The organism is Paraburkholderia sp. PGU19 (genome assembly GCF_013426915.1).
Classification (GTDB): Bacteria; Pseudomonadota; Gammaproteobacteria; order Burkholderiales; family Burkholderiaceae; genus Paraburkholderia.
The window spans coordinates 1,810,031-1,832,244 of the sequence record NZ_AP023181.1; the positions used below are offsets into that span (position 1 = coordinate 1,810,031).

23 protein-coding genes and 1 pseudogene are annotated in these 22,214 nt (G+C 60.2%); 16 read left to right on the forward strand and 8 right to left on the reverse strand.

Annotated features, from left to right (window positions below; translation table 11 throughout):
* Nucleotides 1–21 precede the first annotated feature (21 nt).
* Nucleotides 22–1,293 carry an ATP-binding protein gene (locus H1204_RS37805; RefSeq protein WP_243468850.1) on the forward strand — a complete coding sequence of 424 codons (1,272 nt, stop codon included), beginning with the start codon at nt 22–24 and terminating at the stop codon, nt 1,291–1,293.
* Nucleotides 1,294–1,302: 9 nt separating this feature from the next.
* Nucleotides 1,303–3,312, forward strand: coding sequence for a bifunctional DedA family/phosphatase PAP2 family protein (locus H1204_RS37810; protein ID WP_180733792.1), 2,010 nt, complete (start codon nt 1,303–1,305; stop codon nt 3,310–3,312).
* A gap of 626 nt (nt 3,313–3,938) precedes the next feature.
* On the opposite strand, the pseudogene H1204_RS37815 reads toward H1204_RS37810, so the two are convergent.
* Nucleotides 3,939–4,235: pseudogene (locus H1204_RS37815) on the reverse strand (NrsF family protein); the annotation flags it as partial.
* Nucleotides 4,236–4,303: 68 nt separating this feature from the next.
* On the opposite strand from H1204_RS37815, the gene H1204_RS37820 reads away from it, so the two are divergent.
* The 3 genes from H1204_RS37820 (at nt 4,304) to H1204_RS37830 (ending at nt 7,285) form a co-directional block, all read left to right on the forward strand.
* On the forward strand, nt 4,304–5,521 hold the full coding sequence (locus H1204_RS37820; protein WP_180733793.1) for a sensor histidine kinase: 1,218 nt from the start codon (nt 4,304–4,306) through the stop codon (nt 5,519–5,521).
* 251 nt (nt 5,522–5,772) lie between these two features.
* Complete coding sequence (locus H1204_RS37825) at nt 5,773–6,081, forward strand: acylphosphatase (RefSeq protein WP_180733794.1); 309 nt, start codon at nt 5,773–5,775, stop codon at nt 6,079–6,081.
* Nucleotides 6,082–6,910: 829 nt separating this feature from the next.
* The gene (locus tag H1204_RS37830; RefSeq protein ID WP_243468851.1) at nt 6,911–7,285 is read left to right on the forward strand and encodes a hypothetical protein; all 375 of its coding nucleotides are present in this window, start codon (nt 6,911–6,913) and stop codon (nt 7,283–7,285) included.
* A 386-nt stretch (nt 7,286–7,671) separates the two neighbouring features.
* Here H1204_RS37830 and H1204_RS37835 read toward each other — a convergent pair whose 3' ends face one another.
* Nucleotides 7,672–8,136: a PRC-barrel domain-containing protein gene (locus H1204_RS37835; RefSeq protein ID WP_180735177.1), complete on the reverse strand. Its 465-nt coding sequence runs from the start codon at nt 8,134–8,136 to the stop codon at nt 7,672–7,674.
* Between the two features lie 381 nt (nt 8,137–8,517).
* Here H1204_RS37835 and H1204_RS37840 point away from each other — a divergent pair, with 381 nt between their 5' ends.
* Entirely contained in the window at nt 8,518–8,679 is a 162-nt protein-coding gene (locus tag H1204_RS37840) for a hypothetical protein (RefSeq protein WP_180733795.1), read from the forward strand.
* 179 nt (nt 8,680–8,858) lie between these two features.
* Nucleotides 8,859–9,071, forward strand: a complete 213-nt coding sequence (locus H1204_RS37845; protein WP_180733796.1) for a hypothetical protein — start codon at nt 8,859–8,861, stop codon at nt 9,069–9,071.
* Nucleotides 9,072–9,436: 365 nt separating this feature from the next.
* On the opposite strand, the gene H1204_RS37850 is transcribed toward H1204_RS37845, so the two are convergent.
* Nucleotides 9,437–11,029, reverse strand: coding sequence for a PAS domain S-box protein (locus H1204_RS37850; protein WP_180733797.1), 1,593 nt, complete (start codon nt 11,027–11,029; stop codon nt 9,437–9,439).
* Between the two features lie 245 nt (nt 11,030–11,274).
* On the opposite strand from H1204_RS37850, the gene H1204_RS37855 reads away from it, so the two are divergent.
* Nucleotides 11,275–11,766 (forward strand): hypothetical protein, encoded by a 492-nt coding sequence (locus H1204_RS37855; protein WP_243468852.1) that lies wholly within the window; start codon nt 11,275–11,277, stop codon nt 11,764–11,766.
* A gap of 92 nt (nt 11,767–11,858) precedes the next feature.
* Here H1204_RS37855 and H1204_RS37860 read toward each other — a convergent pair whose 3' ends face one another.
* Nucleotides 11,859–12,107 (reverse strand): cation transporter, encoded by a 249-nt coding sequence (locus H1204_RS37860; RefSeq protein WP_243468853.1) that lies wholly within the window; start codon nt 12,105–12,107, stop codon nt 11,859–11,861.
* Between the two features lie 195 nt (nt 12,108–12,302).
* Between H1204_RS37860 and H1204_RS37865 the strand changes: the two genes are divergently transcribed.
* The 4 genes from H1204_RS37865 to H1204_RS37880 all read left to right on the forward strand — a co-directional run bounded on the left by H1204_RS37865 (nt 12,303) and on the right by H1204_RS37880 (nt 14,707).
* Nucleotides 12,303–12,824 carry a hypothetical protein gene (locus H1204_RS37865; RefSeq protein WP_180733798.1) on the forward strand — a complete coding sequence of 174 codons (522 nt, stop codon included), beginning with the start codon at nt 12,303–12,305 and terminating at the stop codon, nt 12,822–12,824.
* 156 nt (nt 12,825–12,980) lie between these two features.
* Complete coding sequence (locus H1204_RS37870) at nt 12,981–13,184, forward strand: cold-shock protein (protein WP_180733799.1); 204 nt, start codon at nt 12,981–12,983, stop codon at nt 13,182–13,184.
* Nucleotides 13,185–13,453: 269 nt separating this feature from the next.
* Entirely contained in the window at nt 13,454–13,870 is a 417-nt protein-coding gene (locus H1204_RS37875) for a cupin domain-containing protein (RefSeq protein WP_180733800.1), read from the forward strand.
* A gap of 135 nt (nt 13,871–14,005) precedes the next feature.
* Nucleotides 14,006–14,707, forward strand: a complete 702-nt coding sequence (locus H1204_RS37880; RefSeq protein WP_180735179.1) for a TetR/AcrR family transcriptional regulator — start codon at nt 14,006–14,008, stop codon at nt 14,705–14,707.
* Nucleotides 14,708–14,941: 234 nt separating this feature from the next.
* Here the strand turns inward: H1204_RS37880 and H1204_RS37885 are convergent, their stop codons facing one another.
* Nucleotides 14,942–15,499 carry a hypothetical protein gene (locus H1204_RS37885; protein WP_180733801.1) on the reverse strand — a complete coding sequence of 186 codons (558 nt, stop codon included), beginning with the start codon at nt 15,497–15,499 and terminating at the stop codon, nt 14,942–14,944.
* Between H1204_RS37885 and H1204_RS37890 the strand changes: the two genes are divergently transcribed.
* From H1204_RS37890 to H1204_RS37900, 3 genes are all read left to right on the forward strand, one after another.
* Nucleotides 15,498–15,782 (forward strand): hypothetical protein, encoded by a 285-nt coding sequence (locus tag H1204_RS37890; RefSeq protein WP_180733802.1) that lies wholly within the window; start codon nt 15,498–15,500, stop codon nt 15,780–15,782. The two genes, H1204_RS37885 and H1204_RS37890, sit on opposite strands and share 2 nt — an antisense overlap.
* 287 nt (nt 15,783–16,069) lie before the next feature.
* Nucleotides 16,070–16,321, forward strand: a complete 252-nt coding sequence (locus H1204_RS37895; protein ID WP_180733803.1) for a hypothetical protein — start codon at nt 16,070–16,072, stop codon at nt 16,319–16,321.
* Between the two features lie 122 nt (nt 16,322–16,443).
* Entirely contained in the window at nt 16,444–16,857 is a 414-nt protein-coding gene (locus H1204_RS37900; protein ID WP_243468854.1) for a DUF2442 domain-containing protein, read from the forward strand.
* A 385-nt stretch (nt 16,858–17,242) separates the two neighbouring features.
* Here H1204_RS37900 and H1204_RS37905 read toward each other — a convergent pair whose 3' ends face one another.
* The 3 genes from H1204_RS37905 to H1204_RS37915 all read right to left on the reverse strand — a co-directional run bounded on the left by H1204_RS37905 (nt 17,243) and on the right by H1204_RS37915 (nt 20,736).
* Complete coding sequence (locus H1204_RS37905) at nt 17,243–18,328, reverse strand: porin (protein WP_180733804.1); 1,086 nt, start codon at nt 18,326–18,328, stop codon at nt 17,243–17,245.
* A gap of 92 nt (nt 18,329–18,420) precedes the next feature.
* Entirely contained in the window at nt 18,421–19,671 is a 1,251-nt protein-coding gene (locus tag H1204_RS37910; RefSeq protein ID WP_180733805.1) for an MFS transporter, read from the reverse strand.
* A gap of 99 nt (nt 19,672–19,770) precedes the next feature.
* Nucleotides 19,771–20,736, reverse strand: coding sequence for a PDR/VanB family oxidoreductase (locus tag H1204_RS37915; RefSeq protein ID WP_180733806.1), 966 nt, complete (start codon nt 20,734–20,736; stop codon nt 19,771–19,773).
* A gap of 100 nt (nt 20,737–20,836) precedes the next feature.
* Between H1204_RS37915 and H1204_RS37920 the strand changes: the two genes are divergently transcribed.
* The gene (locus H1204_RS37920; protein WP_180733807.1) at nt 20,837–22,204 is read left to right on the forward strand and encodes an MFS transporter; all 1,368 of its coding nucleotides are present in this window, start codon (nt 20,837–20,839) and stop codon (nt 22,202–22,204) included.
* The last annotated feature ends 10 nt before the right edge of the window (nt 22,205–22,214 follow it).

Consider the following 22,214-nt stretch of genomic DNA (forward strand, 5'->3'; position numbering starts at 1 on the left):
TTGTCGGCGTGGATTGGTTGTGTGATTGTTGCGGTGGGGGTCCTCGCATGCGGCTTCTCGTTTGCCTTTGCCTATCAGGAAGCCAGAGAACTTCAGGACGGACAACTGAAGGAAATCGCCGCGCTGATTGATAGTCGCGCGTTGGCGTTCACCGGGCCTCGCTCGTCGGTTGAGAGCTCCCAGGATGCCGACGTCAAGGTGGTCATCGACAGGCTGAGCGACGTAACGACGGACGTTGCAAAGGACGCCGGACTCGTGTTTCCCGCAGCGATGGATGACGGGTTTCATGACTTGAATGGCAACCGGCAAAGCTGGCGCGTCAACATCCGGACGCTTCGCAACGGCGAGCGCATCGCCGTGGCAGAACCCTCCGCGTTGCGTGACGAAATTGCGCAGGACGGCGCACTGAGAACGCTCGTGCCGATGCTCCTCCTGTTACCAGGCTTGTTCATCGTCATCGTAGTGATTGTCAGAACGAAGCTGGCGCCTCTCACGCGTCTTGCGAGCGTTGTGGACCGACAGACTGATACGTCGCTCGAGCCGCTGCCTGAAGACGGTATAACAAACGAAGCATTGCCTTTTGTCCGGTCGATTAACCGTCTGATTACGCGGCTGAGGGAGGCCATCAGTCATCAACGCCGGTTTGTCGCGAGTGCCGCCCACGAATTGCGCTCGCCGCTGGCAGCGTTGTCGCTGCAGGCAGGAAATCTCGGGGCAACCATTACGTCGCCCGAGGCCCGTGAGCGGTTGATGGCGTTCCAGGCAGGGCTGCGCCGTACTCAGAGGCTGGTGGAGCAACTGCTCGCATTGGCGAGGTCTGAACAAGGAACACTGGAGCAGCCGGCTGCGATATCGCTGCGAGCCATGGCAACCGAGGTCATCAACGCCACGATTGGCCTTGCTCGCGAAAAGGATATCGACCTGGGGTTCGAGCACTTCGACGAACTTGATGCCGTTGTCGACGTGTCGTCAGTCACGGTGGTGCTGAGAAACCTGGTCGACAACGCCGTTCGATATACGCCAGCGGGCGGAAAGGTAGACGTGTCCGTCGTTCAGGCGGGAGGCGAGGTGATGTTTGAAGTTGCCGACTCGGGTCCCGGTATACCCGACGCGGAACTCGAGCGTGTGCTGGAACCGTTCTACCGGCTGGACCATTCCATTACATCGGGAAGCGGACTCGGTCTTTCCATCGTTTCGGAAATTGCGCGACGGACAGGCGGGCGCCTAATGCTCGAAAACGTCGCAGGCGGATTTCGCGCGCGTTACTTTCAACCGTTCCGCCAGAACCGCTGACAGCACTCGATGGAGCACGCATACGTCCATCTGTTGAATCTGCTCGCCGGACATCCGGCATGGACATTCGTGGTCGTTTTCCTTGCCGCGTTCCTCGAAGCCATCGCCGTTATTGGAACCTTCGTCCCGGGTAGCACCGCGATGTTCCTGGCCGGTGCGCTTGTCGGGACCGGGTCGCTCCATCTGGGATGGGTGCTTGCCTTGGCGATTGCCGGCGCGGTCGCCGGGGACGGGATGAGCTACTGGCTTGGTAACCGCTACAAGGACACGGTTGTCCAGATTTGGCCCTTTCGGAAACATCCGCAGGTACTCGACGCGGGACACCGTTTTTTCGATAAACATGGCGCGAAGAGCGTGGTGTTCGCCCGGTTCATCGGGCCGGTGCGTGCGATTGTGCCTGTGGTCGCAGGGATGCTGGGTATGACACCGGCGCGGTTCTATGTCATGAACGTCCTTTCCGCTCTGCTGTGGGCACCCGCTCACATCCTGCCTGGCGTGGTGTTCGGCGCATCCGTCCAGCTGGCCGGCGCAGTTTCGTTTCGCCTCGTCGTCGTCATCGCGCTGCTGGTCGGAATCGTATGGCTGAGCGTTCGGGTCGTCCGGTTCTTTCTGTCACACGCCAATGCCTGGACGAGCGTAGCGGGTCGCCGTCTTTCAACCTGGGCCAGTCATCGCAAAGGGCGAGTGGGTCGTCTTGCGTTGAAGATGCTGGACCCTGACCAGCCGGCGGTCGGCAGCGTAGCGGCGACGTCGGTACTGGTGCTTCTTTCCGGTTGGCTCTTCTTCGGTGTTTTGGAAGATGTCATCAGTGGTGACCCGCTCGTGCGGGTCGACGTGTCCGTATATCACTTCCTTCAGTCGGTACGCACCTCTTGGGGTGATGCTGTCCTTGCGGGCCTCGCGACGCTGGGCAGCAGCGTCACTCTGGCAGCACTGGTCGCAACGGTCGTGCTGTGGATGGTCTGGGAACGGCGCTGGCGCACCCTCGGCTACTGGCTGGCCGCCGTTGTCTTTTCGCAGCTACTGATATTCGCTATCCGGTTCGCCATGCACCGCGCTCCGCCAGGCTCGCTCGAGTCGAACGCTTATGTATTTCCGAGCAACCATGTCGCTGCCGCAGTTGTCGTCTATGGCTTTCTCGCGTATTTGCTCGTGCGACGGGTTGGCCCGCTGACGGGCGCGCTGGTCGCGACAGTGAGTGCTGTCATTGTGGTCGTCGTCGCGCTCGCCGGGCTCTACTTCGGTCGCTTCTGGTTTTCCGACGCGATAGGTGGTGCGGCGCTCGCTTCGGCGTGGGTCGCCATCGTTGCGCTGACAGCAATGTGGCGCCATCCGGAAGTACCGCCGTCACGCGGGTTCATGCCGGTCATCATTCTGCTGGTCGTGTGTGTGAGCGTGGGGTTACAACTGAGTGTTAATCCGCCCGCCCCGGAACCGGGCAGCGCACGACGCCCGGCGCCCGTACTGGTGTCGCAATCACAGTGGACCAATTCTCTCTGGAAGAGTCTGCCATGCTATCGGACAGATATGGGGGGCGACCGGCAGGAACCTCTCACGCTGCAGTGGATGTCGAACCTTGATGCGATAAGGGGTCGATTTCGCGCTCAGGGGTGGGTCGAGGGGATAGACCTTTCTGCGCGCAGCCTGCTTTCCCTTGCCTCGCCCAACGTCGCAGCCGTGGCGCTGCCGGTCCTGCCGAAGCTGAACAACGGTGTGCCGTCGTCGCTGGTTTTCACGCGTCCCGGCAACACTCGAGACGAACGTGACGTGGTGCGCTTCTGGTCAAGTGGCTACGCAGTGGAGAACGGTGCGTCATCCGCTCCAATCTGGGTCGGCGCTCTGACGCGCGAACGGCTGTTCCGTCCATCGTGGCCAATCAATATCCTGCGAGCCGACAGCGAGGACGTGACGACGCTCGATGCTCACGACAACTGGGGCACGGGCCTTGAAGCCACTGTGGTGGCCAGGGTGGACTGTCATGGCGTTCCGGTGACGCTGCTGGCGTCACCCAAGGGATGATGTCGCGTCGTCTCTCAGTCGGTGCGCGTGTTAGACGCACCCGTGAAGAATCTTCCGCACTCTCAAATGCTTAGCGTGATTGCCCCGCACTTGTTCACAAGGCTATAAACATTTTCTGTGGATAACCCCCGCATCGTTGATACGGGACGTCGGCCAATGCGCATAGCCGACGAGCCGGGGCGAGCGGTGCGTTATCTAAAGTTTAGGTCCTCGCTCTGACTAAGTGAAATCGCTATTCATGTCTTTAAACTTCTTCATTCGATGTGAAACTTCGTCGGACATGTTAGCCATTGGTTTTTGCGGCTGTCCGTTATTCGGGGAACCCTCGCGACGCAGGCGTTGCGACAATGAGCTACGTCGCGTCGCTTCCGAGAGATTTCTTCGAAGCCCGCCAGCCGATGCAGGCCTATTCCCGGTAAACCGGGACCTCCAGGCAGGGCGTGGAGGGATGACGGCCAGAAAAGCGGTCATCTTGCCGGCGTAGCCGTCCCGTGGATGTTGGGAATTGGGAGGACGTTGAGGTCGCGAACGATGAAGGCGCTCGCTGTCCAGGCAGATGTCACCGTGCCACTCCATGCAGCGAGCAGAACGCTCTCCTATTGCGCGCTTTCGTCGTGCCTTGCGCGTTAGCGCGGCGCCACCCAACCAAGAAATCGTTGGCCATGCCGACCGGTCAGCAATAGATAAAGCGCGGCCACACCGAAATTCCACAGCAGTATCATCGCCGTGGCATCGAGCGGGTGAGGAATCGACAGCGCTACGGCGGTCATTGCGGCAACCGCGAGACTCCCTACTACTATGACTGGACCCGGGGACAGTCGGACGACATGCCGAGGCATAATTAGCGTCGGCAGCGACAGCGGCGTACCAACCAATGCCAGGGTAGCAAAGCATCTGGCCGTCTCACCGATAGATATGCCTTCAACGTTGCTGTATCGTTGAATGTAGAGTATAGCTTTCATGGCTTGGAAGACCTTTTCCGGGTATGCGTATGACTGACCCGCGCACAGGCCCGCTACGCGGCCTCGCTGACTATCTCCGCCTTGAGCGCACGCGCTTGACTGAGCGGTGGATGAACGCCGTCTTGGGCGATGCAGACCTTGTTGAAGCCGACAAGCTGACATACGGGCAGCTTGCCGACCATCTCCCGGACATCCTCGACAGGTTATGCGCGGCGCTCGAAGCTCAGGACCTTGAGAAATTCGAGCCCGCCATTGAACACCACGCGAGGAGGCATGGCATGGTGCGCTGGTATCAAGGGTATCGAGTTGACGAGCTTGTTCGCGAACTCGACCTTTTCCAGCAGACCCTGGACGACGCACTGGAAGCTTTCGCTGACATCGACACCAGCTTCACGCGACATCACGAGAAGCGCGCGCGTCGCATCATCGCAGAAGGATTAAGTTTCGTCGGCGTGAGGTCAGTTCGGGAAGTAGTGCGCGAGCGGGACCGAAAAATAGACGACTACACCGGCAGGCTTGAGCGTGCTAACCACGAATTGGCCCTGAAGCAGCGACTGCTTGGCGACCTGCACGAGTCACAGATGCAGATTACCCGTAGCGTTGTGCATGACCTGAGAAACTTCCTGAACGCATTCAATGTTGCCCTGCAACTGATTGGGCGCGCACCATCGAAGACAGAGTCCGCACTATCGCTCGCGAATCGTCAGGTGACAGACATGAAGCAGCTGGTTGACGATATGGTGGAATACTCAGTCTTTCTGGCCGACGATGCTCCGATATTGATAGAAGAGTTCGACCTGCGAGAGTTCTTCGATGAACTGGTAATGGCTTCCCGCTCCGCCATCGAAGCAAAAGGATTAAGCCTCCGCACAGAGTTCGACCCGACCTTGACTTCAGCCACATCGAATCGCCTGAAGGTCAAACAGGTCGCGCTCAACCTTCTGTCCAATGCGACCAAGTACACCTTGGCCGGTGAGATATTGCTGGGGATGTCGAAGGAAGGCGAGCATCATTGGTGTATCACCGTCGCCGATACGGGCATCGGCATCGCGCCGGCAGATGCAGGTCGGGTGTTTAACGAGTTCGAACGTGCGGCGGGCGACGACATTCCGGGTACAGGTCTAGGTTTGGCAATCGTCAAGGAGCTTACGCGTGTTCTGGGGGCGCAAATTGACTTCGAATCACAAGAAGGTCGCGGCACCTCATTCAGGATTCGCTTCCCAATTGCGCTCAAGCCCGTAGTCTGAGCGGGGCATAGGCTCACGTTTGGCACGTTGCCTCGCGACGACTGTCGAAAATGCAGACCCGAGATGATAGTGCCACCCGTAGATTGACAGTTTCACGCTGCATCTGATGAGCGCAGTGCGTGGGTCGCGATTACAGAAGCGGCAGTCCTTGTTGCTGTATCAAAGTGTCCAGACTCGCGCGCCTTGACTCCGCGCACAGGCCCTCATGCGCGACTGTCCAATGTGAACCAACCTGCAAGCGGAGTAAGCCCATGGAATCTCACGACAAGGACGAGCCGCTTGAGACTCGACTGGTCCAGGTGCGTGGTCAGGTACAGGGCATCGGCTATCGAGAGGCCTGTATACGCAGGGCGACCGCGCTAGGCGTCACAGGCTGGGTCCGCAACCGGATGGATGGGTCGGTAGAGGCGGTGCTGCAGGGCTCGCCGGAGCAACTGGCAGAAATGTGCGCATGGCTCAGCGAGGGCATGTCCGCAGCGCTTGTCGACGCACTTGAGGTAACCGAGGTACCGCCGCCGTTTGCCCGCTTTGACAACTTCGAGCGATTGCCCACTCTCTAACCGAACTCGCTGGCCTTTTTGCCGTCCCCACTGAGCAGCCATTCTCGCACCTGTAGAAAACGATTCGCCAGCTTTACCACGCCAGACGGATTTACTAATAGTCGCGTCGACGAAAGCGTCGCGTGGACCTAGCGTAGCGCCGCATGATTGTTGGGAAACGAGAAACCCTGCAACCCGAAGGGCTGCGCGAATCCGACGGCCGCAATCCACTAAAAGGGCACTTCGTAATCTCCGTTGCCACACGAGCCAGACAAGGACGACGAGAATGACCGGAACGGTGACAGCGGCGTTGCCTAGTTCTGAAGCGCCAACCAGCTCGTTTTCAAGGCCGGCCGAGTTTGCACGTTCAGCCTCGAAATCGGCGAGAACGCCAGGCGCCTCGAGCCGGTTGTCCTGGTAATTGTGCAGCTCGCCGCGTACTTCTCCGCGTGCAGGATATCTTTCTGCTGAAGGATGGCGTGCCCCCAGAGGATGTAACTTCTGTACTTCTCGCTCTGCATTAGCGCTCCGCTTCTACCCGTGCCTGCTTGCCATCTACGCGAAGAACGTTACCTTCCGGAGCGATTTGCCGCGGTGTGTCATCAAAGGTCGGCTGGTTCACCCGGCTGTCCGAGGAGGAGACCGGTGCCATACGAGCTGGTACGGTCGCGACGATGTGGCGATGCCTGTAGCGCGTTCTGGTGAACCGCGGGATGACCTATATTGCTGCCCTGACGCCCTGATTCAATTCGCATGAACTCCGGTTTGGGCACGTGTGCGCAGGAATAGCTGGGATGCCATCCGCATAAAATTGCTCGTCGACTACCCGCGCGCATCGAGTCCAGGTAGGATGGACGCCATGACCAGTCCGCCAAACCTTGACCTGCGCGCGCAAGCCGAGCTGCTGACCTATCTCGTTGCGTCACAACTGCTCGTGAAATCCGCTACCGGCGAGTGGCTTGCCATCGAACATCAGGTCGACCTGTCGAGATTTTGGCTTGTGACGCATGGTGACCACGCCGACTGGCTGCAACGCGTATCCATATCGAGCTCGGTCCAGCGGCTGGCGGAGAGAGTCGACATGTCTTTCCCGATTGAGATTGACATTCAATCCGCCTTGGCAATGTTTTCTGAGCAGCCACGCCTGGATTTTGGTGCGCCCTTCGTGCGGACCGTGTATCAGGTATGTCTGAACCACCTCGCGAATATATGCTGGCTCGCTTGAACGCATCGACGACGAAGCATGGAGGGCCGCGAAGCGAATCCGCCGCCTTCACGATGCCGGAGGGGTACCCGCCCTCCAGATGACCGCGCTGGGACAGAGACTGAAGCGTACAGGAATCGAGAGCAGAAACCCTTCTTTCTGCCGCGAAACGGACGACAAAGCCACAACAAGAAGAAGGGCGGTCCGGAGGAAGCAGACCGCCCGTCAACACACTCCGGTGACGGGGAGATTACCGTCACCGGCTGTCATTCTATCGTTGCCGTGCCGTTCGAGCTTTCGCCGCCTTCGGCTTTCATCTCGTCCTTCCGCTCAGGCCATTGCTTGACCGGATGCGTCAGACTTGTATAGAGACTGATAGCAGTCCATAGAGTTTCCGGGCTTCAGTTCTAGATGTCGGTCTCGCGTCCTTCGCTGATGTCACGGGTAGCGGTCCAGTATGGTTCGCGGTTGTAATAGTGATAGACCGTGGTGCCCCACTTTTCGTCCGCCATCGAAGGCCAGTGGTCCTTGTCGAACCCGGGCTCATCCTTGAGTCGCTGGGCCGGGATGTCCACGACGAAACACCGTTCGATTGCATCCAGTGTCAGTGCGCTCCACGGGATGGCGTGCAGCGTATCACCGATGCCGAGGAATCCTCCGGTCGAGAGGACGGCATAGGCAATCCGTCCGCTTCGCACGTCCAGCATGATGTCGGCTATCTTGCCCACGTGTTCGCCGTCGGATGATATGACCTTGTCGCCATTGAGCGTGGTCGCTGCCATCACCTCCGGTCCGGGCCCCGTGCCGACGGTGCCGCCAACGATTTTCGCGCCGGGACCGGTCGGGTGCATTCGCGGGTCGGGCGTAGTCATCATGTGCTCCCGATGTTGAAAACACAGAGACACGCAAGCCCCATGCCCGACAGTGAAGAACACTTCAGACAGAAGACGCTGGAACATCCACATTATTCGGCTGAAACGGAACAGGAAGGGAATGCGCTTAGGTAATTTCCCGGCGAGAAGCCTATGTGCATGCCTGCTTGCATGGATGCAGCCCCGACGTTGCCTGGACGCTTAGGCCCCAGCGACGAATTCCGCTCGCGATGGCGACCTCCTATCGCGTGCTGTGCTCCGTACTGCTTACCGAAGAAAAGAGGCGCCAAGTCGACGTTGACTGCATTGCCTCCATCGCAGCGAGGTATGTCTTTTGCGCACATGTTATCGGGACCCGTCAAGGGAGAAGGGTGACGGCTTATGGAGGCCATCTATGCCGCGAACGAGTGCAAGCGTTTGCGCAGACTGCACAGTTTCGCCATCCTCTGCAATTATGAGTTCCTCTTTCACTTGCGGGATATCCCACAGGACATGCTGACGGAGATGGGGGGCGTGAACTGGCGCGAGCACCGCGGCGCGTGAAGTAAATGATGGGAGGCAAACAACCGTGACCGGCCGTTTGCCGTCAATCGGGGTATTCGCCATTCGCCCCTCTCTGCTGCCTGCGCAGCGCATGAAGCTTCCTTGTCCATCATCGCAAACCCGGTCTGAACGGCGACCTTTCGCGCGACATAATACGACGTGCAGAGGGAGGCATAGCCATGATTTCCGACATCGACCCCGGGCTGCGGGCAGAGCAGCGCTACTACGAAGACTTGGAGACGGCGCGGTGCGAGATGCTCAGGCATGCGACCAGGCTGAAGGACGAGCGGGCCAGGTTGCAGGACGAGCTGGCCTTGGTGCAGAAGCACATCGCGGAGCTTGAGAAGGAAATGCAGGAAATCGAACGCAGGCGACCGCTGATGGGACCATGAGCGGGACAGCATACTGGGGGCTGTCATACAGTGGCCATCATGGGCCGACTAGCTTCGCTTGACGCGCAATTCAGATTCAGTCGGCTCCTGCTCATCGACGTCTGCAACGCATATGCAATTCCTGCCTTGCCGTTTGGCAGCATACAGTGCGCGGTCGGCGGCTCCGACGAGCATTGCAGGGTCGCTTTCTTGTCCGGCCTGCGTTGCGGCGACTCCGGCGCTAATCGTGACGATGCCCGAACTGCTCGCCTCGTGTGGAATGCCAAGGCACTCTACGGCCCGCCGGATTCGTTCGGCCACAATCAGCGCACCCTCGCGGTCAGTATCCGGCAGGATGAGGGCGAACTCTTCTCCACCATACCGGGCTACCGTATCAGTCGCACGCGAAGCGGCAGACGAAATTGCTGCAGCAACCGTGCGCAGGCACTCGTCACCTCGCTGGTGACCATAGCAATCGTTGTAGCTCTTGTAGGCGTCCACGTCGGCCATGATGACCGCCAGAATCCCCCCTTGTCGGCCCGCGACTGCTGTTGCCAGTGACGTCCCAGTTCGTGGTCGAAATGACGCCGGTTGAAGAGCCCCGTCAGCCAGTCGCGGAAGGCGAGCCCCTGCAACTCCGCACGCTCGTCGGCGGCCCGCTGCTCCGCCAGCTTTTGTTCAGTAATGTTGCGCACGGTGGCAGTCAGGGAGTCCGGTTTGCCCGAGAACGGGTCGATGACGCAGCGCAGATGCGTCTCCATCCAGACGGTACCACCGTTCCTGTGCAGAAGGCGACTGGCCTGGGAAGCTTCGGATTCGCCCGACGCCACCTTTTCGATGGCCGCCGCCAGGGCTCCGCGGTCATCGCACAGCGCAAGGTCGGGCAGGCATGTACGCATGAGCTGTTCAGGCGAGTGGCCCAGCCATGCGGTAATGCGCGGCGACACGTAGGTGAGCCGGCCGTCCAGCTCCAGACTCACGACGATATCGGTCGCGTTTTCCGCGAGCACGCGGTATCGCCGCTCACCATCGCGCAGCATCCTGAACAGGCGGTTGCGTAGCGCCTGGGTGGCGGTGATGGGCAAGGCAATACCCAGTGCGGCCACCAGAAATAGCTGAAGGCCGAAAATGCGGCCCTGCATGGTTTCGTAGGGAAAGACCCAGAGCGGCCCGGACCCGCGCATCGTGAACGACACGGCGATGGCGAGACACAGCAGCAGCCCCACCATGACGCCAGCGAAGTCCGCCTGGAACGCCAGCAGCACGATGGGCGGTAGCGCCCAGTACAGAAGCGGAAACCGGCTTTGACCAAATACACCTGTCGTGACAATGCAAACCAGCAGCAACAGGAAGGCGGTCTTCCGGAGTTGGTCAGCACGCAGGAGCTGCGCCACCTCGCCGGTCCAGAACACCAGGGCGGCGGGCGTGAAGATGGCAAGGCTTAGCGCATCCGAAATAAACCAGTTGGCCAGGTTGAGCAGCAGATGCCCATTCAGCTCCCCGCGCAGCAGCACCGTCGCCAGGACCCCGGAAACGGCAGGCGCAAGGAGCACTCCGCCCGTCACGAATCTCACCAGTGGTTTCAGTTGAACCAGCTCGGAGACGGTCGAGACGCGCGGTGCAAAGGCGTACGCAATCAGAACCTCGACGATGTCGGCCGACGAGTACGATGCGGATACCGCGAGGCTCTCGCCCACGTATAGATTTGCCGCCAGATTCCCGAGGACGCCGCCGGCGAAGACCCAGTATCGTTGCCTGCGCGATGCTGCCATCAGCTGTGACAGCAGGACCGCATTGGTGAGCCATATTGGTGCGATTTCGCCCGCCATCGTTTTCAGCGCTCCGCTGGCGAGGCAGGTCAGCGTTGTGACCATGAGCGCAAGCAGCAGGTGCCAGACATCAGCGAGCCCTGCGGCGATGCTCGATGACAGTGAGGCTGCTCGCAATCTGGGCGAGCGGTGAGCAGCCGGATTCCCCATTCTTTCTCTCCCGCTATTTGCTTATTTGCAATTGCAACCTTCCGGTTGGAAGCTATTGCGCGGCGGGCATGCGTAGAGGCGCCTCGAACAGGGCACCTTGCCGCCCTACGAGGTTGTTTATCGGGTTCTGGGCGCTGAAACTTTAGGGCGCGCCGTAACGCGCAAACTGGCCTCGAAAAGAATTCTCTTGCGAACGCCGCGGCGGCAATAGACTGGGGCATCCCGCATCCGTCTCCGGAGTGAGCATGACCTCACAAGCCTGCAACCGTATTGACCTCGCACGCGGGCAGCTGGAGATGGCGCTCGATGCGTTCCTGGAGCGCCATCGCTTCGCCTCGGCCATTACCCTGGCCAGCGCGGCCGAACGGGTATTGGGCCAGGCATTGCGGCACGCCGGCAAGCCGGCGGTTCTGGACTGGAAATTCGACGCGGCCGACCTGATGCACACCGCATTGCATGACGAATCGCTGGACCGCAAGACTTTCAACGACGCTGAGAACCGGGTCAGCAACGCGCTGCGCCACTTTGACAGTACCGATGCGCCGGACTTCGAAGCCGACCTCGAGGAAGCCGCGTGCTGGATGCTCGTTGCGGGCCTGCGAGAATGCGCACCGGCTCGGGGTGACCGTGCAGGGCTTCGAAGCGTTCAACGACTGGTTTTGCGAATACGTCGTCAGCGTCTGACCGGAGCGCGCCCGTGCGAGCAGCCGGTACTGCTGCCGACCGGTTCCGCGTGATGCCAAAAAGGCGCGCCGCACAGCATCGTGCCGATGCGCGCCTACAAGCTCAGCAATAGTCCTACACCGAAGCTTAAGGTCAGTCGCGGCACCTACACGGCGGCGCTTTCGCGTTTTAAGCGGGCGCCGCGTGTCACCGCCATCAGGCTGAGGCCATACGCTGTCGCATCGGTGAGCATGTCGAGCGCATCTGCCATGAGACCGCTCGACTGCGCCCATAAACCGGCCGCCATGCCGACCACAAACATCGCCGAGTTCAGCATAAGGGCGATTTGCAGGGTTCTGCGCTCTGCCTTTGTGCCGGCGCTCGGGTGACCACAATCGCAAGCCATAGTTTCCATGACCGCCGTGAATCGTCAGGCGAATTTTACTCTCGATAAAGGTGATGGAATGCCGTCCGCCCTGCCACGGTGAACGGTAAGCCGGAGGCGTAGCGGGCAGTTTCTTGACGTGCATCAATAGAGATGACCGACTCACGGGTAGCCTTCAATTTGCCGACAGCTTCACTTCGGCTGCCGGCTACGTCAGGAGGCCCTATGAAGAAAATCGTTATCGCGATGGTATTTTGCGCGGCGCTGACGTCGCCGGCACTCTATGCCGCATCGAAGGATGTTGCGGGCGCGCAAAGCAGTTCCAAGGCTCAGAGCCCGGATACCGCCGCATTCGATAAGAGTCTGGCCCAGTTTCAGGAGCAGATGAAAACCATGCAGGCGCAGATGGACCAGATTCGCAAGACCCAGGACCCGCAGGAACGTCAGAAGCTCCTGCAGCAACACTGGGCTACGATGCAGAGCGCAATGAGCACCATGCACGGCATGTGGGGACCTGGGATGATGGGACATGGCGGGATGGGCCCCGGCATGACGGGCGGCGCCGGCCCGGGCATGATGGGCGGTTGGGGGCATATGGGAGGGTATTACTCCCAGTTGACGCCCGAACAGCTCAGGAAACGGCAGTACATGACGGACCAGTACCTGCGGATGCAGCAGGAAATGATGAACAACATGATGTGGCAGCAGCAATATTGGATGGGACCTCCCGCAGCGTCGCCGCAGTAATGCGGCGCGCGGGTCACACCTGTTATGTGCGGTAACACACGACGGCCTTCCTCTCCTGCTGCCAATCTTCAGATGGCTACCTTTCGACAGGGAACGGCTGAGGCTTTGGCGAAAAACGTCATGCCTTGATACAACGCTTTTGGAGCACCTAGAAAAATGACAACCGGTACAGTGAAGTGGTTCAACGACGCGAAGGGTTTCGGATTCATCACGCCGGACGACGGCAGCGATGACCTCTTCGCGCACTTCTCCGAAATCCAGAGCAAAGGTTTCAGGTCGCTCCAGGAAGGCCGGAAGGTCAGCTTCGAGGTGAAGCAGGGCCCGAAAGGCAAGCAGGCAGCCAACATCCAGCCGGTGTAAGTCGACAAGCAGAAATTGGGCGGCGGCAGCACGCCGATGAGCCTACTGCCGCGACTCTTTTCACATTCCGCTCCGGTTCTTCGTCTCCTCAACAAACTCCCGTGCTCCTGGTTGCCGGCCTGCCTGAAGATGTCGATAACGTCACCTGGTTGCCTGGCCAGCGGAACCGAGAGTCGAAGTCCTGACCCTTAGAAACCATTTCTTCTGTCGCCTATAGTGATTGCCATGTGGGCTCGACATCAGACGTGTCGATAAACCGGAGGTGCGCAATGGAAACCTCATCCAGGGCGAAAGTGGGCCGTGTCGTTCGTGGTGGCGACAGCTACATGTCCCAGCAGGGCTCCGTACATGCACCCGGTATCAGCAGGGAGACGGTGGGCTCTGAGGTCCTCTACCTCGGCGTGGTGTCAGTCCCGCCCGGAGGGCGGACCAAGGCCCACATTCACGAACACCATGACACCGCGCACTACATGCTGAGCGGCGACGAAATCGAGTTCTACACGGGCGAGGAACTGGAAGACCGGCAGGTGGTACGTCCCGGCGACTACATCTTCACCCCGGCCGGCGTTCCCCATGTCGCCGTCAACCGCGGCCCGACCCCCGCCGTCTTCGTCATCGCCCGCAATGAGCCGACGGCCCAGGAAAGCGTGGTCATGCGTTCTGAACTCGATGCAAGGGTACCGTGAGCGTCTTGGGTCAGACGCTTGTCTGACGAGGTGCCGCAGTCAGGGTTTGTCGCCGGGAGCGCCATCGTACAACGGCTCTCGCGCATAATGGCCGCGTCACCCAAGCTTTCCACTGCAAAGATGGAGCAGCCGACAATGAACGAACACAAAGTGAAAAGAGACCCCGAGGGCACGCGCCGGCGGATTCTGGAAGCCGCGACGCAACAGTTCTCAACGCACGGGCTCGCCGGAGCGCGTGTCGACGCAATTGCCACCGCCGCCGACACGAACGAGCGGATGCTTTACTACTACTTCGAAAGCAAGGAAGGGCTCTACGTCGCCGTCCTCGAGGCCATGTACGTGGAGTTTGCGACTCATGAAGTGAGCCCGGACCTGTCGGGGCTGCCACCCGCAGACGCCATTCGGGCGCTCGCGCGCTCCACATGGGATTACCTTCGGGCGAACCCCCGGTGGCTCAACCTCATCAACAACGAAAATCTGCACGAAGGGCAATATCTCGAGCGCTCGGCGAAACTGCGAGAGGCCAGTTCGCCGGTGATTCGCTCGTTGAGCGCAATCTTGGCGCGTGGCGCAACTGCAGGGGAATTCCGGGCCGATGTAGACGCGCTGGATTTCTACGTGACTCTGGTCGCAATGGGCTATTACGTGGTGTCCAACCGGTTCACCCTGAAGGCGTTTGTCGGGCGGGACTACTCGGCGCCGTCTGCCGTCGAGGCAGTGTCCGCGATGCAGGTCGAGATGCTGCTGTCGTTTTTGAGGCCAGCATCGGTAGTCACATCACTCTATCCTGCGAGCGCTGGCGCTGCTGCGCGGGAAGACGGGGCGAGAATGAACTGACGGGTATCCGGCCCGCTACCCGCTGAGAACGCCAACACCCGCCGCGTCCATGCTCTGGGTCAAGTCTTGGCTGGGTCTGTGGGGCCGCCGAGTACCTCCGCCGCTAGCTATGAAGAGCGTTACATAAACGATTTGCAGGATGAAAGTATCCAGGGACCATTTGTCGGCTAGTGCTTCAGTCGGGGGCGGTGCCTGGAATCGCTTGCAGCGGTGCCGCATCCCGGGTCAGTCAGTTCAGTGCACAGGCCCGTGACCTCCGCCGCCGCCCCAGTAATGGCCACCGCCACCGCCGCCACCGCCACCGCCACCGCCGCCCCAGCCACCACCGCCGCCCCGCCATCGATATCCGTGGCCCGTCCAGCCGCTCTGGCCGGACCAGCCACCTCCGGGTCCGTGGCCCCAGCCGTGCCCGCCCCAGCCTCCATGGCCCCAGTGGCCATGATGGCCTCCGCCGTAACAGCAGCCGCCCCAATAGCCGAAGCTCAGTGACACCGAGGGTCCCCACCACGGCCAGCCGTAGTACGGATACGGGGCGGGGTAGTACGCAGGCTCGACGAAGACGGGCGCGGCGGTGGCGACATAGGCGTTCGTCGATGCAGTCGCATCTGACACCGTGCCGGGTATGGCTTCATCGGGCACCATGAACGGATATGGCTGCGTCGCCGCCGTCGGCACATCACCGTAGGGAACGTAGCCGTAGGGCACGTAGTAGTAGCAACCGGACAGGGCTGTGGACAGCGCCACCACCGCAACGGCGCTGCGTGCGCACGACGCTGCATCAGGCGGTTTCATGACGTACTCCTTGCTGCGCGCCCATGTGCGGCGCGCGCTCTTACAACAAGCTTATATCAGCAAGGCGGGTGCCGAATTGTGTGTCATTTTTTCGCGACCCATCAGAAAGCCGTCGCGGGGCGGGGTCCACGAGAAGACCTGGCGCGAACAATCACGGGTCGAACAAGAGACCAAGGGACCCGATGATTTGAGCGCCTTCCTGGCGACCGGCCAGTGCGTTCAGCCGCAGGTAGCCGGTAGCCAGTTACATATCGGTTCCGGGACGGTTATCACGCCGTCATGAGGGTCGGGGCAGCGCAGGGTATTTTCGCATTGCTCCTTTGTTTATCAGACACGCGCCCTATAACAAAGCCCACAGGTGCGAGATGCATCGGCGGGTTCACAAGTCCCGCCGATATCGCAATTTCGCGCCTGGATGAGCTACGCTCCGTACCCCGGCCCGGCGTGTCTTCCAGATGGCGTCCGCACCAACCGTATCCGATGCCGCCAGGGCGCGAGTGCGGAGGGTGGTGCGCGAATAACGCAACCCCCCCGGGGAAGCCTTGAAGGTGGTCAAGCAAGGAGTGAATCATGAAATCACGGTTGATGGCCGTACTTGCTGCTGGCGGATTGCTGGTAATGCCGGGGCTCGCAAACGCCCAGGACACGATGCTGGCGCCGCAGGCGCAGCAGCAGCAAAACCTCGCTACGCCGGCGGCGGCCACGGATATGACGTATCAGTCATATGGCGGAATGCCCGCCACAAACACGCAAGCCGGCAGGCGCGTCGCGGAGAGGTGCAGGACGGACCCGCAATGCAATATCTTCTTCGGTGGTAGTTGAGCGTAGACCCGTAGGCGCTCCCGGCGCCGGATGCCTGAAGCACTCTCAGTTATCGTGTCGGCGGGAAGCACACGAGGGCCGTCCCAATTCATAACAACGACGGCCCCAGGCAGACACGCGCCATGGATAGCTTTCATCCGCGCGCTCGTGCCAACGGTCGCTTCCCCAGAAACGTAGTCTTTTCGGTGCTTGAACGCGGGGTCGCCGCGGCCTACGCTGCAGGATTGCATCCCGTTCAGGAGGCGGCCATGGAAGGCGCTGCGGTGGACGTACGCTTCGACAGCACACACCTGTTTCTCGACATGTCCGACGGCCGGGCCGTTTCATTTCCACTGGACTGGTTTCCGGTGCTCCAGGCGGCGACGGCGGCGGAGCGCGAACACTTGGCCATCTCGATGGACCATCAGCAACTGGTCTGGCCGGAAATCGATGAGGACGTGAACGTCCCGGCGCTGCTGTCATTCCAGTCCGAAAATGCGGCGCGCTCGTGTGATTCGCCGGAGGGAGACTTCCCGGCTTCGCCACCATCGACGTAGGGGCTAGGACGAAAAGCGCGTCGGCCGTTACGCATCTCACCAGCATTCGCTGGCTTCCAGATTTGTCGGCACACTACCGGCCCTGTTGATACGTATCAACGCGTTGCCGGTGCGCCTTACGACTATTACGACTTTGTTGTCGAGCTGGTATCTTTCAGCGTAGTGAAGACCGGAGGCGGGCTCGAGTTGGGGTTCCATGCCGGAAGTCGTGGCGGCAGAAGGTGTCAACGTCGAAGATGATGTCGTTCTTTACCAGGGTGTTGGACCGTCGGACCTGGAGTCGCGGAATGGATTGGTCTCATGGTCGTTTGGACTACCTTTAGAAGCGCGCCGCCAGCTCGTACAATCCTTTGCAATCCGCGATGTCCCGGAGACCAAGGCTAACCTAGAACGAATGTACGATTCCGACAACCACCGCAAGTTGGTTAGCACCGGTCGCGACCGGGGTGGTCGACCCTGTTGCACTCAACGCAGATTTGGCGCTGTTGATGACGTACGTTATATCTGAGTACAGCATGGTGCGCTTCGATAACAGGTAATCTGCGTTGACCCCTGAACTCACCGCGTGCGCAGAGGTTGTCCGGAACGCGTGATAGTAAGAGGCGGCCGATACTTGAAACGCGGGGGTTATCTTATAGCGGAGGCCCCCAAATACCATGGTCTGGGGCGGGGAAGCGGCAAGCGTAGCGACGATGTCGTTCAAAAGAAGTTCGTAACCGGCGTACAAGGTCGCGTCGCCGATGGTCCAAGAACCGCCCGCGAGATAGCGCCGTTCGCTGTCTCCAGACGAGGCGACAGTTGTGCCTTGGCGCTGCTCATAAACCAAACTCAAATTAAACGGCCCTTGCCGATACCGACCACCGACATCAAATTGCTTGCCAACGCGAAATTCCCCCGGGACCTGGGCACCGTTCACAATCGTCGAATCGTAGCCAAAACTGTAAAGCGCGTTCAGCTCGAACGGGCCAGCATGTCCCAGATACTCGAGCGCATTATCTGCACGTCCAACAAACTGCGAATCCTGCGCCGACAGTCCGTAGCTGGAATAGTTGAGCGGGTCGAGCGTCAAGAAGTAACGATACATCGGCGTCATTTGCCGGCCAGCCATGACGGCGCCAAACTTGTCGCTCTCCAGGCCGACAAATGCTTGGCGGCCGAACAACCGGCCCCCTTGTTGCAATGTCCCGTTATTCGTCGCAAAACCAGATTCGAGCGTGAAAATCGAGCGCAGACCTGCTCCCAGGTCCTCCTTTCCAGTGAAACCCCAACGTGAATTGATACGATTGCCTGTGTTCACGCGAAATACGTTGCCGGAACCTTGCTTGGCAGCGTGAGTTACGTACTCGACGCCCGAGTCAACAATACCGTATAGCGTCACCGAAGACTGAGCATGCACCGTGATAGTCGCCGAAGAACATGTCGTAGCAACGAGCACAGTCCTTGCCAGTCGCGTAGTGTGATTCGATTTCAAGCGTATCTCCTTGCGTGTATTTGTAGGTGTACTAATTTATAGATTTACATGTGACCGAATTGCTCGACTTGCGTCACACCTTGTGTAGCGGATTAGACTTGGGCGATGCGCTTGCCCACGAACAACATCGCTATCATTCCGACGACCGGCCCGATAGCGAGCGTGAGAACCGCGAGTACGATGGAGTGTGTCCCGCCATATACATGTCCGACGGCCAAGGGAGACACAGCACTACCCAGCTGCCAAATGGCGTTTGTCCAACCGGCACTCGCTCCCGCCAGACGTTTTCCGGATGCATCGCTCACCTGTGCCATCAGCACCGGCAGGTAGCCATACGAGAATGCGCCCAGAACCGGTGCGACGACATAAAACTGCGTGACGGTCGAGCACATCCCGAAAATCACCAGCGTGATGGCGAACGCGATGAGGACCAGGATGGACATCAGCCGACGCGAAATTCCGGGCAGGTCAGAAATCCATCCGAGCGTCGGCTTCGCAATGACCGCGCCGATACCGAAGGACGCGATGATTGAGCCAGCCACTACAGGAGATATGCCGTATTGGCGCGTCATCAGAGCATTTCCCCACGCGCCAAATCCGACGGTCGCCCAGAGTCCGCCGCACCCGGCAATCGATAGAAAAATCAGGTTGCGATTGCGCAGGAGGCTGAGCATCTCCTTTGCACTGTTCCGTGTCGGGGCCCGCTCGCTTCCCGGACGATTCTTGAGAAACAGGAGGGAGACTATGCCCCAGGAAAATGTGGCAATGCCCAGCATGCGGAAGGCGCTGGACCAGCCGTACTGGGCCGAGATTGATGGCACAATTGCGTTCGCGAGCACCACAGCCAGCGATGTCGCCGTCGTGTAGATGCCCATCGCTCGGCCACGGTCTCGCGTGAACCACGCTGGAATCACTTTCATGCCGGCCGAATAATCTGCGCCGGCGGCAAAACCCATTGCCAGTTGAATCAGGATACCTACCGTCAACGACGTCGTCTCACCAAAGCAGAATGTGAAGACACCCAACGGCAGCAACGCAAGTGTCATCATGACCCTCCCGCCGAGGACGTCTGTCAGCATGCCACCGATGATGTTTGCGACGACATACCCTGCGTAGAACGCGGTCACGAAGGCGCCGAGTAGTGAAACCTGGATACCAAGCGATGAACCAACAGGCGCTGCGACCGTGCTCCACGCGACGCGGTCGACGTAGCTGAGAAGGAATGCTGCCCACACGATGAATAACGCAACCCAACGGTAGGGGCTTGCCTCCGTTTCACCTGCGTTTGACGCGGCCCAGGCCGCACCCGGGGCGTCACTCGACGACGTCAGATTCTTTTCCACGACTCCTCCAGGGAGGGCGTGCGTTTGCCGCCCTCTTTTTCTTTCGTTTCGACATTCGGCATTCAAAGAACGCCAGGCGTGTATTGCGGATTTGCAGCGTTACAGGTCCAGCACGAGCCGCCTGGATTTCGAACGGGAGCAACACGGCAGAAACTGGTCGTTGCGTGCCTGCGCCTCCGGAGACAGGAACAGGTCTCGATGGTCTGGCTCCCCGTCGAGTACGCGAGTGAGACAGGTTCCACAGATGCCTTGCTCACACGAAACCGGAATGTCAATTCCAGCGTCCGCGAGGGCTTGCGTCACTGTGCGGTCTGCGGGAATCGCTACCGTCTTCCCGGTACGTGCAAGGGAAACTTCAAACGTCCCATCAGACGAGGTGTCGACGGCGGGTGCCGAAAAGAACTCGTAATGCAGCCGATTCTCCGGCCAGCCCATTGCGCGCGCCGCATCCAGCACGACGTTCATGAAGCCTTGGGGGCCGCAGACGTAGAGATGCGTACTTGAGCTTGCCTCTTTAAGCAGGTAATCCAGGTTGAGTCGTTGTTGCTCGTTTTCGTCGTCAAAGTGGTACCGAACCCTCTCGGACCAGGGTTCGTTAGCAAGCCGCTCTACGAAGGCTGCGCGCGAACGTGAACGCGCACAGTAATGCAGTTCGAAGTCTCCGCCGGCTCGGTCAAGGTGCTGCGCCATACAAAGTAGCGGCGTGAGTCCGATGCCCCCGGCTAGCAGCAGATGCGTAACCGGACCGGACGCGAGCGCGAAGTGATTTCGAGGTCTGCTAACTCGCAGTTCCGCTCCTTCCTGGACTGCTTCATGCATGCCCGCGGAACCACCCCGAGACTGAGGTTCGCGCAACACGGCAATCTGGTAACGAGTCCGCTCATGGGGCGCGCTGCAAAGCGAGTATTGCCGCACGTGTCCCATAGGTAAGTGGACGTCAATGTGTGAACCGGCATCGAACGCGGGCAAATCGCGACCGTCGAGACTCACGAGTTCGAAACTGACGATGCCATCAGCCTCGACATTTCTTCGTGCAACGCGAAGGGTCATTGTGGAATCGTTCATGGCCTTTATGCGTCACTGCAACGGCGGCAACGGCGCGAGCGAAGAAAAGAGCACCGCGGCATGCGCCGCCGAAACGACAAAGGTTTGGAGAGGAGACACAATGAGCAACCCATCGCATCTACCCGCGCAACAGGCGATGCGCACCCGTGCCGTCACGGCGGCCGCCATCGGCACCGCGCTCGAATGGTTCGACTTCACGCTATACGGCGCACTGGCGGCGACCGTGCTGCCGAAGCTGTTCTTTCCTGCCATGGATTCGACCTCCGCGTTGCTGGCGTCGCTGGCAACATTCGGCGTCGGCCTCGCGGCGCGGCCACTGGGCGCCATCATCTGCGGGCATCTGGGCGACAAGCTCGGCCGCCGCAACCTGATGCTCGCGACGGTGTCCGTGATGGGCCTGTCGTCGATGCTGATGGGCCTGCTGCCGACCTACGCGAGCATCGGCGTGTGGGCGCCGTTGCTGCTCGTATTGCTGCGCATCTTGCAGGGCTTTGCGCTGGGCGGCGAATCGACGGGCGCTCAACTGATGGCGATCGAGCATGCGAGCGCCGACCGGCGCGGTAAATACTCGGGCCTGCTCGGGCTATGTTCGCCGCTCAGCCAGATCATGGCGAATGGCGTGTTGCTCGGGCTGTCGACGGCGATGTCCGCCGATGCATTCGACAGCTACGGCTGGCGCATTCCGTTCGTGATGAGCTTCATTCTCGTGATCGTCGGCGTGTATATCCGTCTGCGGGTCAGCGAGACGCCCGCGTTCGAAGCGCTGCGCAAGACGGAAGTCGTGGCAGTGGGCAGTCCGTTGCGCGATGCGCTGCGTCTGCACTGGCGCACCGTGTTGCGCTGGATGCTGTTCTTCTGCGGCCCGGCGGCGATCTTCTATCTGATCGTGGTGTTCTCGCTGAGCTATGTGACGAAGACACTCGGCGTGCCGAAGCAAACCGGCTTTCTGTTGCTGATGGGCGCGAATGTCTGCGCGATCGCCGGCGCGCTGGCGGGCGGCATGCTGAGCGATCGCATCGGACGACGCAAGGCGCTGGCGCTAGGATCATCCATGACACTCGCCATGCTCTTCTTCTATTTCCAGATTCTCGACACGAAGAGCTTCCTGCCGATGCTGCTTGCGATGGGCTTCTTTCTCGGCTTCACGCAATTTCAGAGCGGCATTCAGCCGGTTGCTTTCGCAGAAGCCTTTCCGACCAACGTGCGCTATTCGGGCTCGGCACTCGCATACACGGGCGCCAATCTCGTCGCGGGCGGCCCGATGCCCGTGCTCGCCGTGTGGCTGTTCGCGGTGTGCAACGGCTCGCCGTGGGGCGTGGTGGCTGTATGCGTCGCCTTCAACGTGATCTCGCTCATCGCGATTCTGACTGCGCCCGAAACGCTCGGCATCGACATGAATCGCGCGGACTCCAAGGCCGAAGTCATGGGCGCGGAGACGCACGGCTCGATGCAATCCCATTCCCATTGAAACGCAGGCA

Bases quoted from the DNA above. Each gene is read 5' to 3' on its own strand.
- H1204_RS37820 (WP_180733793.1), top strand. From the start codon at position 4,304: ATGACTGACCCGCGCACAGGCCCGCTACGCGGCCTCGCTGACTATCTC.
- H1204_RS37835 (WP_180735177.1), bottom strand. From the start codon at position 8,136: ATGACTACGCCCGACCCGCGAATGCACCCGACCGGTCCCGGCGCGAAA.
- H1204_RS37825 (WP_180733794.1), top strand. From the start codon at position 5,773: ATGGAATCTCACGACAAGGACGAGCCGCTTGAGACTCGACTGGTCCAG.
- H1204_RS37850 (WP_180733797.1), bottom strand. From the start codon at position 11,029: ATGGGGAATCCGGCTGCTCACCGCTCGCCCAGATTGCGAGCAGCCTCA.
- H1204_RS37880 (WP_180735179.1), top strand. From the start codon at position 14,006: ATGAACGAACACAAAGTGAAAAGAGACCCCGAGGGCACGCGCCGGCGG.
- H1204_RS37895 (WP_180733803.1), top strand. From the start codon at position 16,070: ATGAAATCACGGTTGATGGCCGTACTTGCTGCTGGCGGATTGCTGGTA.
- H1204_RS37855 (WP_243468852.1), top strand. From the start codon at position 11,275: ATGACCTCACAAGCCTGCAACCGTATTGACCTCGCACGCGGGCAGCTG.
- H1204_RS37865 (WP_180733798.1), top strand. From the start codon at position 12,303: ATGAAGAAAATCGTTATCGCGATGGTATTTTGCGCGGCGCTGACGTCG.
- H1204_RS37860 (WP_243468853.1), bottom strand. From the start codon at position 12,107: ATGGAAACTATGGCTTGCGATTGTGGTCACCCGAGCGCCGGCACAAAG.
- H1204_RS37920 (WP_180733807.1), top strand. From the start codon at position 20,837: ATGAGCAACCCATCGCATCTACCCGCGCAACAGGCGATGCGCACCCGT.
- H1204_RS37810 (WP_180733792.1), top strand. From the start codon at position 1,303: ATGGAGCACGCATACGTCCATCTGTTGAATCTGCTCGCCGGACATCCG.
- H1204_RS37875 (WP_180733800.1), top strand. From the start codon at position 13,454: ATGGAAACCTCATCCAGGGCGAAAGTGGGCCGTGTCGTTCGTGGTGGC.
- H1204_RS37840 (WP_180733795.1), top strand. From the start codon at position 8,518: ATGGAGGCCATCTATGCCGCGAACGAGTGCAAGCGTTTGCGCAGACTG.
- H1204_RS37845 (WP_180733796.1), top strand. From the start codon at position 8,859: ATGATTTCCGACATCGACCCCGGGCTGCGGGCAGAGCAGCGCTACTAC.
- H1204_RS37915 (WP_180733806.1), bottom strand. From the start codon at position 20,736: ATGAACGATTCCACAATGACCCTTCGCGTTGCACGAAGAAATGTCGAG.
- H1204_RS37870 (WP_180733799.1), top strand. From the start codon at position 12,981: ATGACAACCGGTACAGTGAAGTGGTTCAACGACGCGAAGGGTTTCGGA.
- H1204_RS37900 (WP_243468854.1), top strand. From the start codon at position 16,444: ATGGATAGCTTTCATCCGCGCGCTCGTGCCAACGGTCGCTTCCCCAGA.
- H1204_RS37830 (WP_243468851.1), top strand. From the start codon at position 6,911: ATGGACGCCATGACCAGTCCGCCAAACCTTGACCTGCGCGCGCAAGCC.
- H1204_RS37885 (WP_180733801.1), bottom strand. From the start codon at position 15,499: ATGAAACCGCCTGATGCAGCGTCGTGCGCACGCAGCGCCGTTGCGGTG.
- H1204_RS37890 (WP_180733802.1), top strand. From the start codon at position 15,498: ATGACGTACTCCTTGCTGCGCGCCCATGTGCGGCGCGCGCTCTTACAA.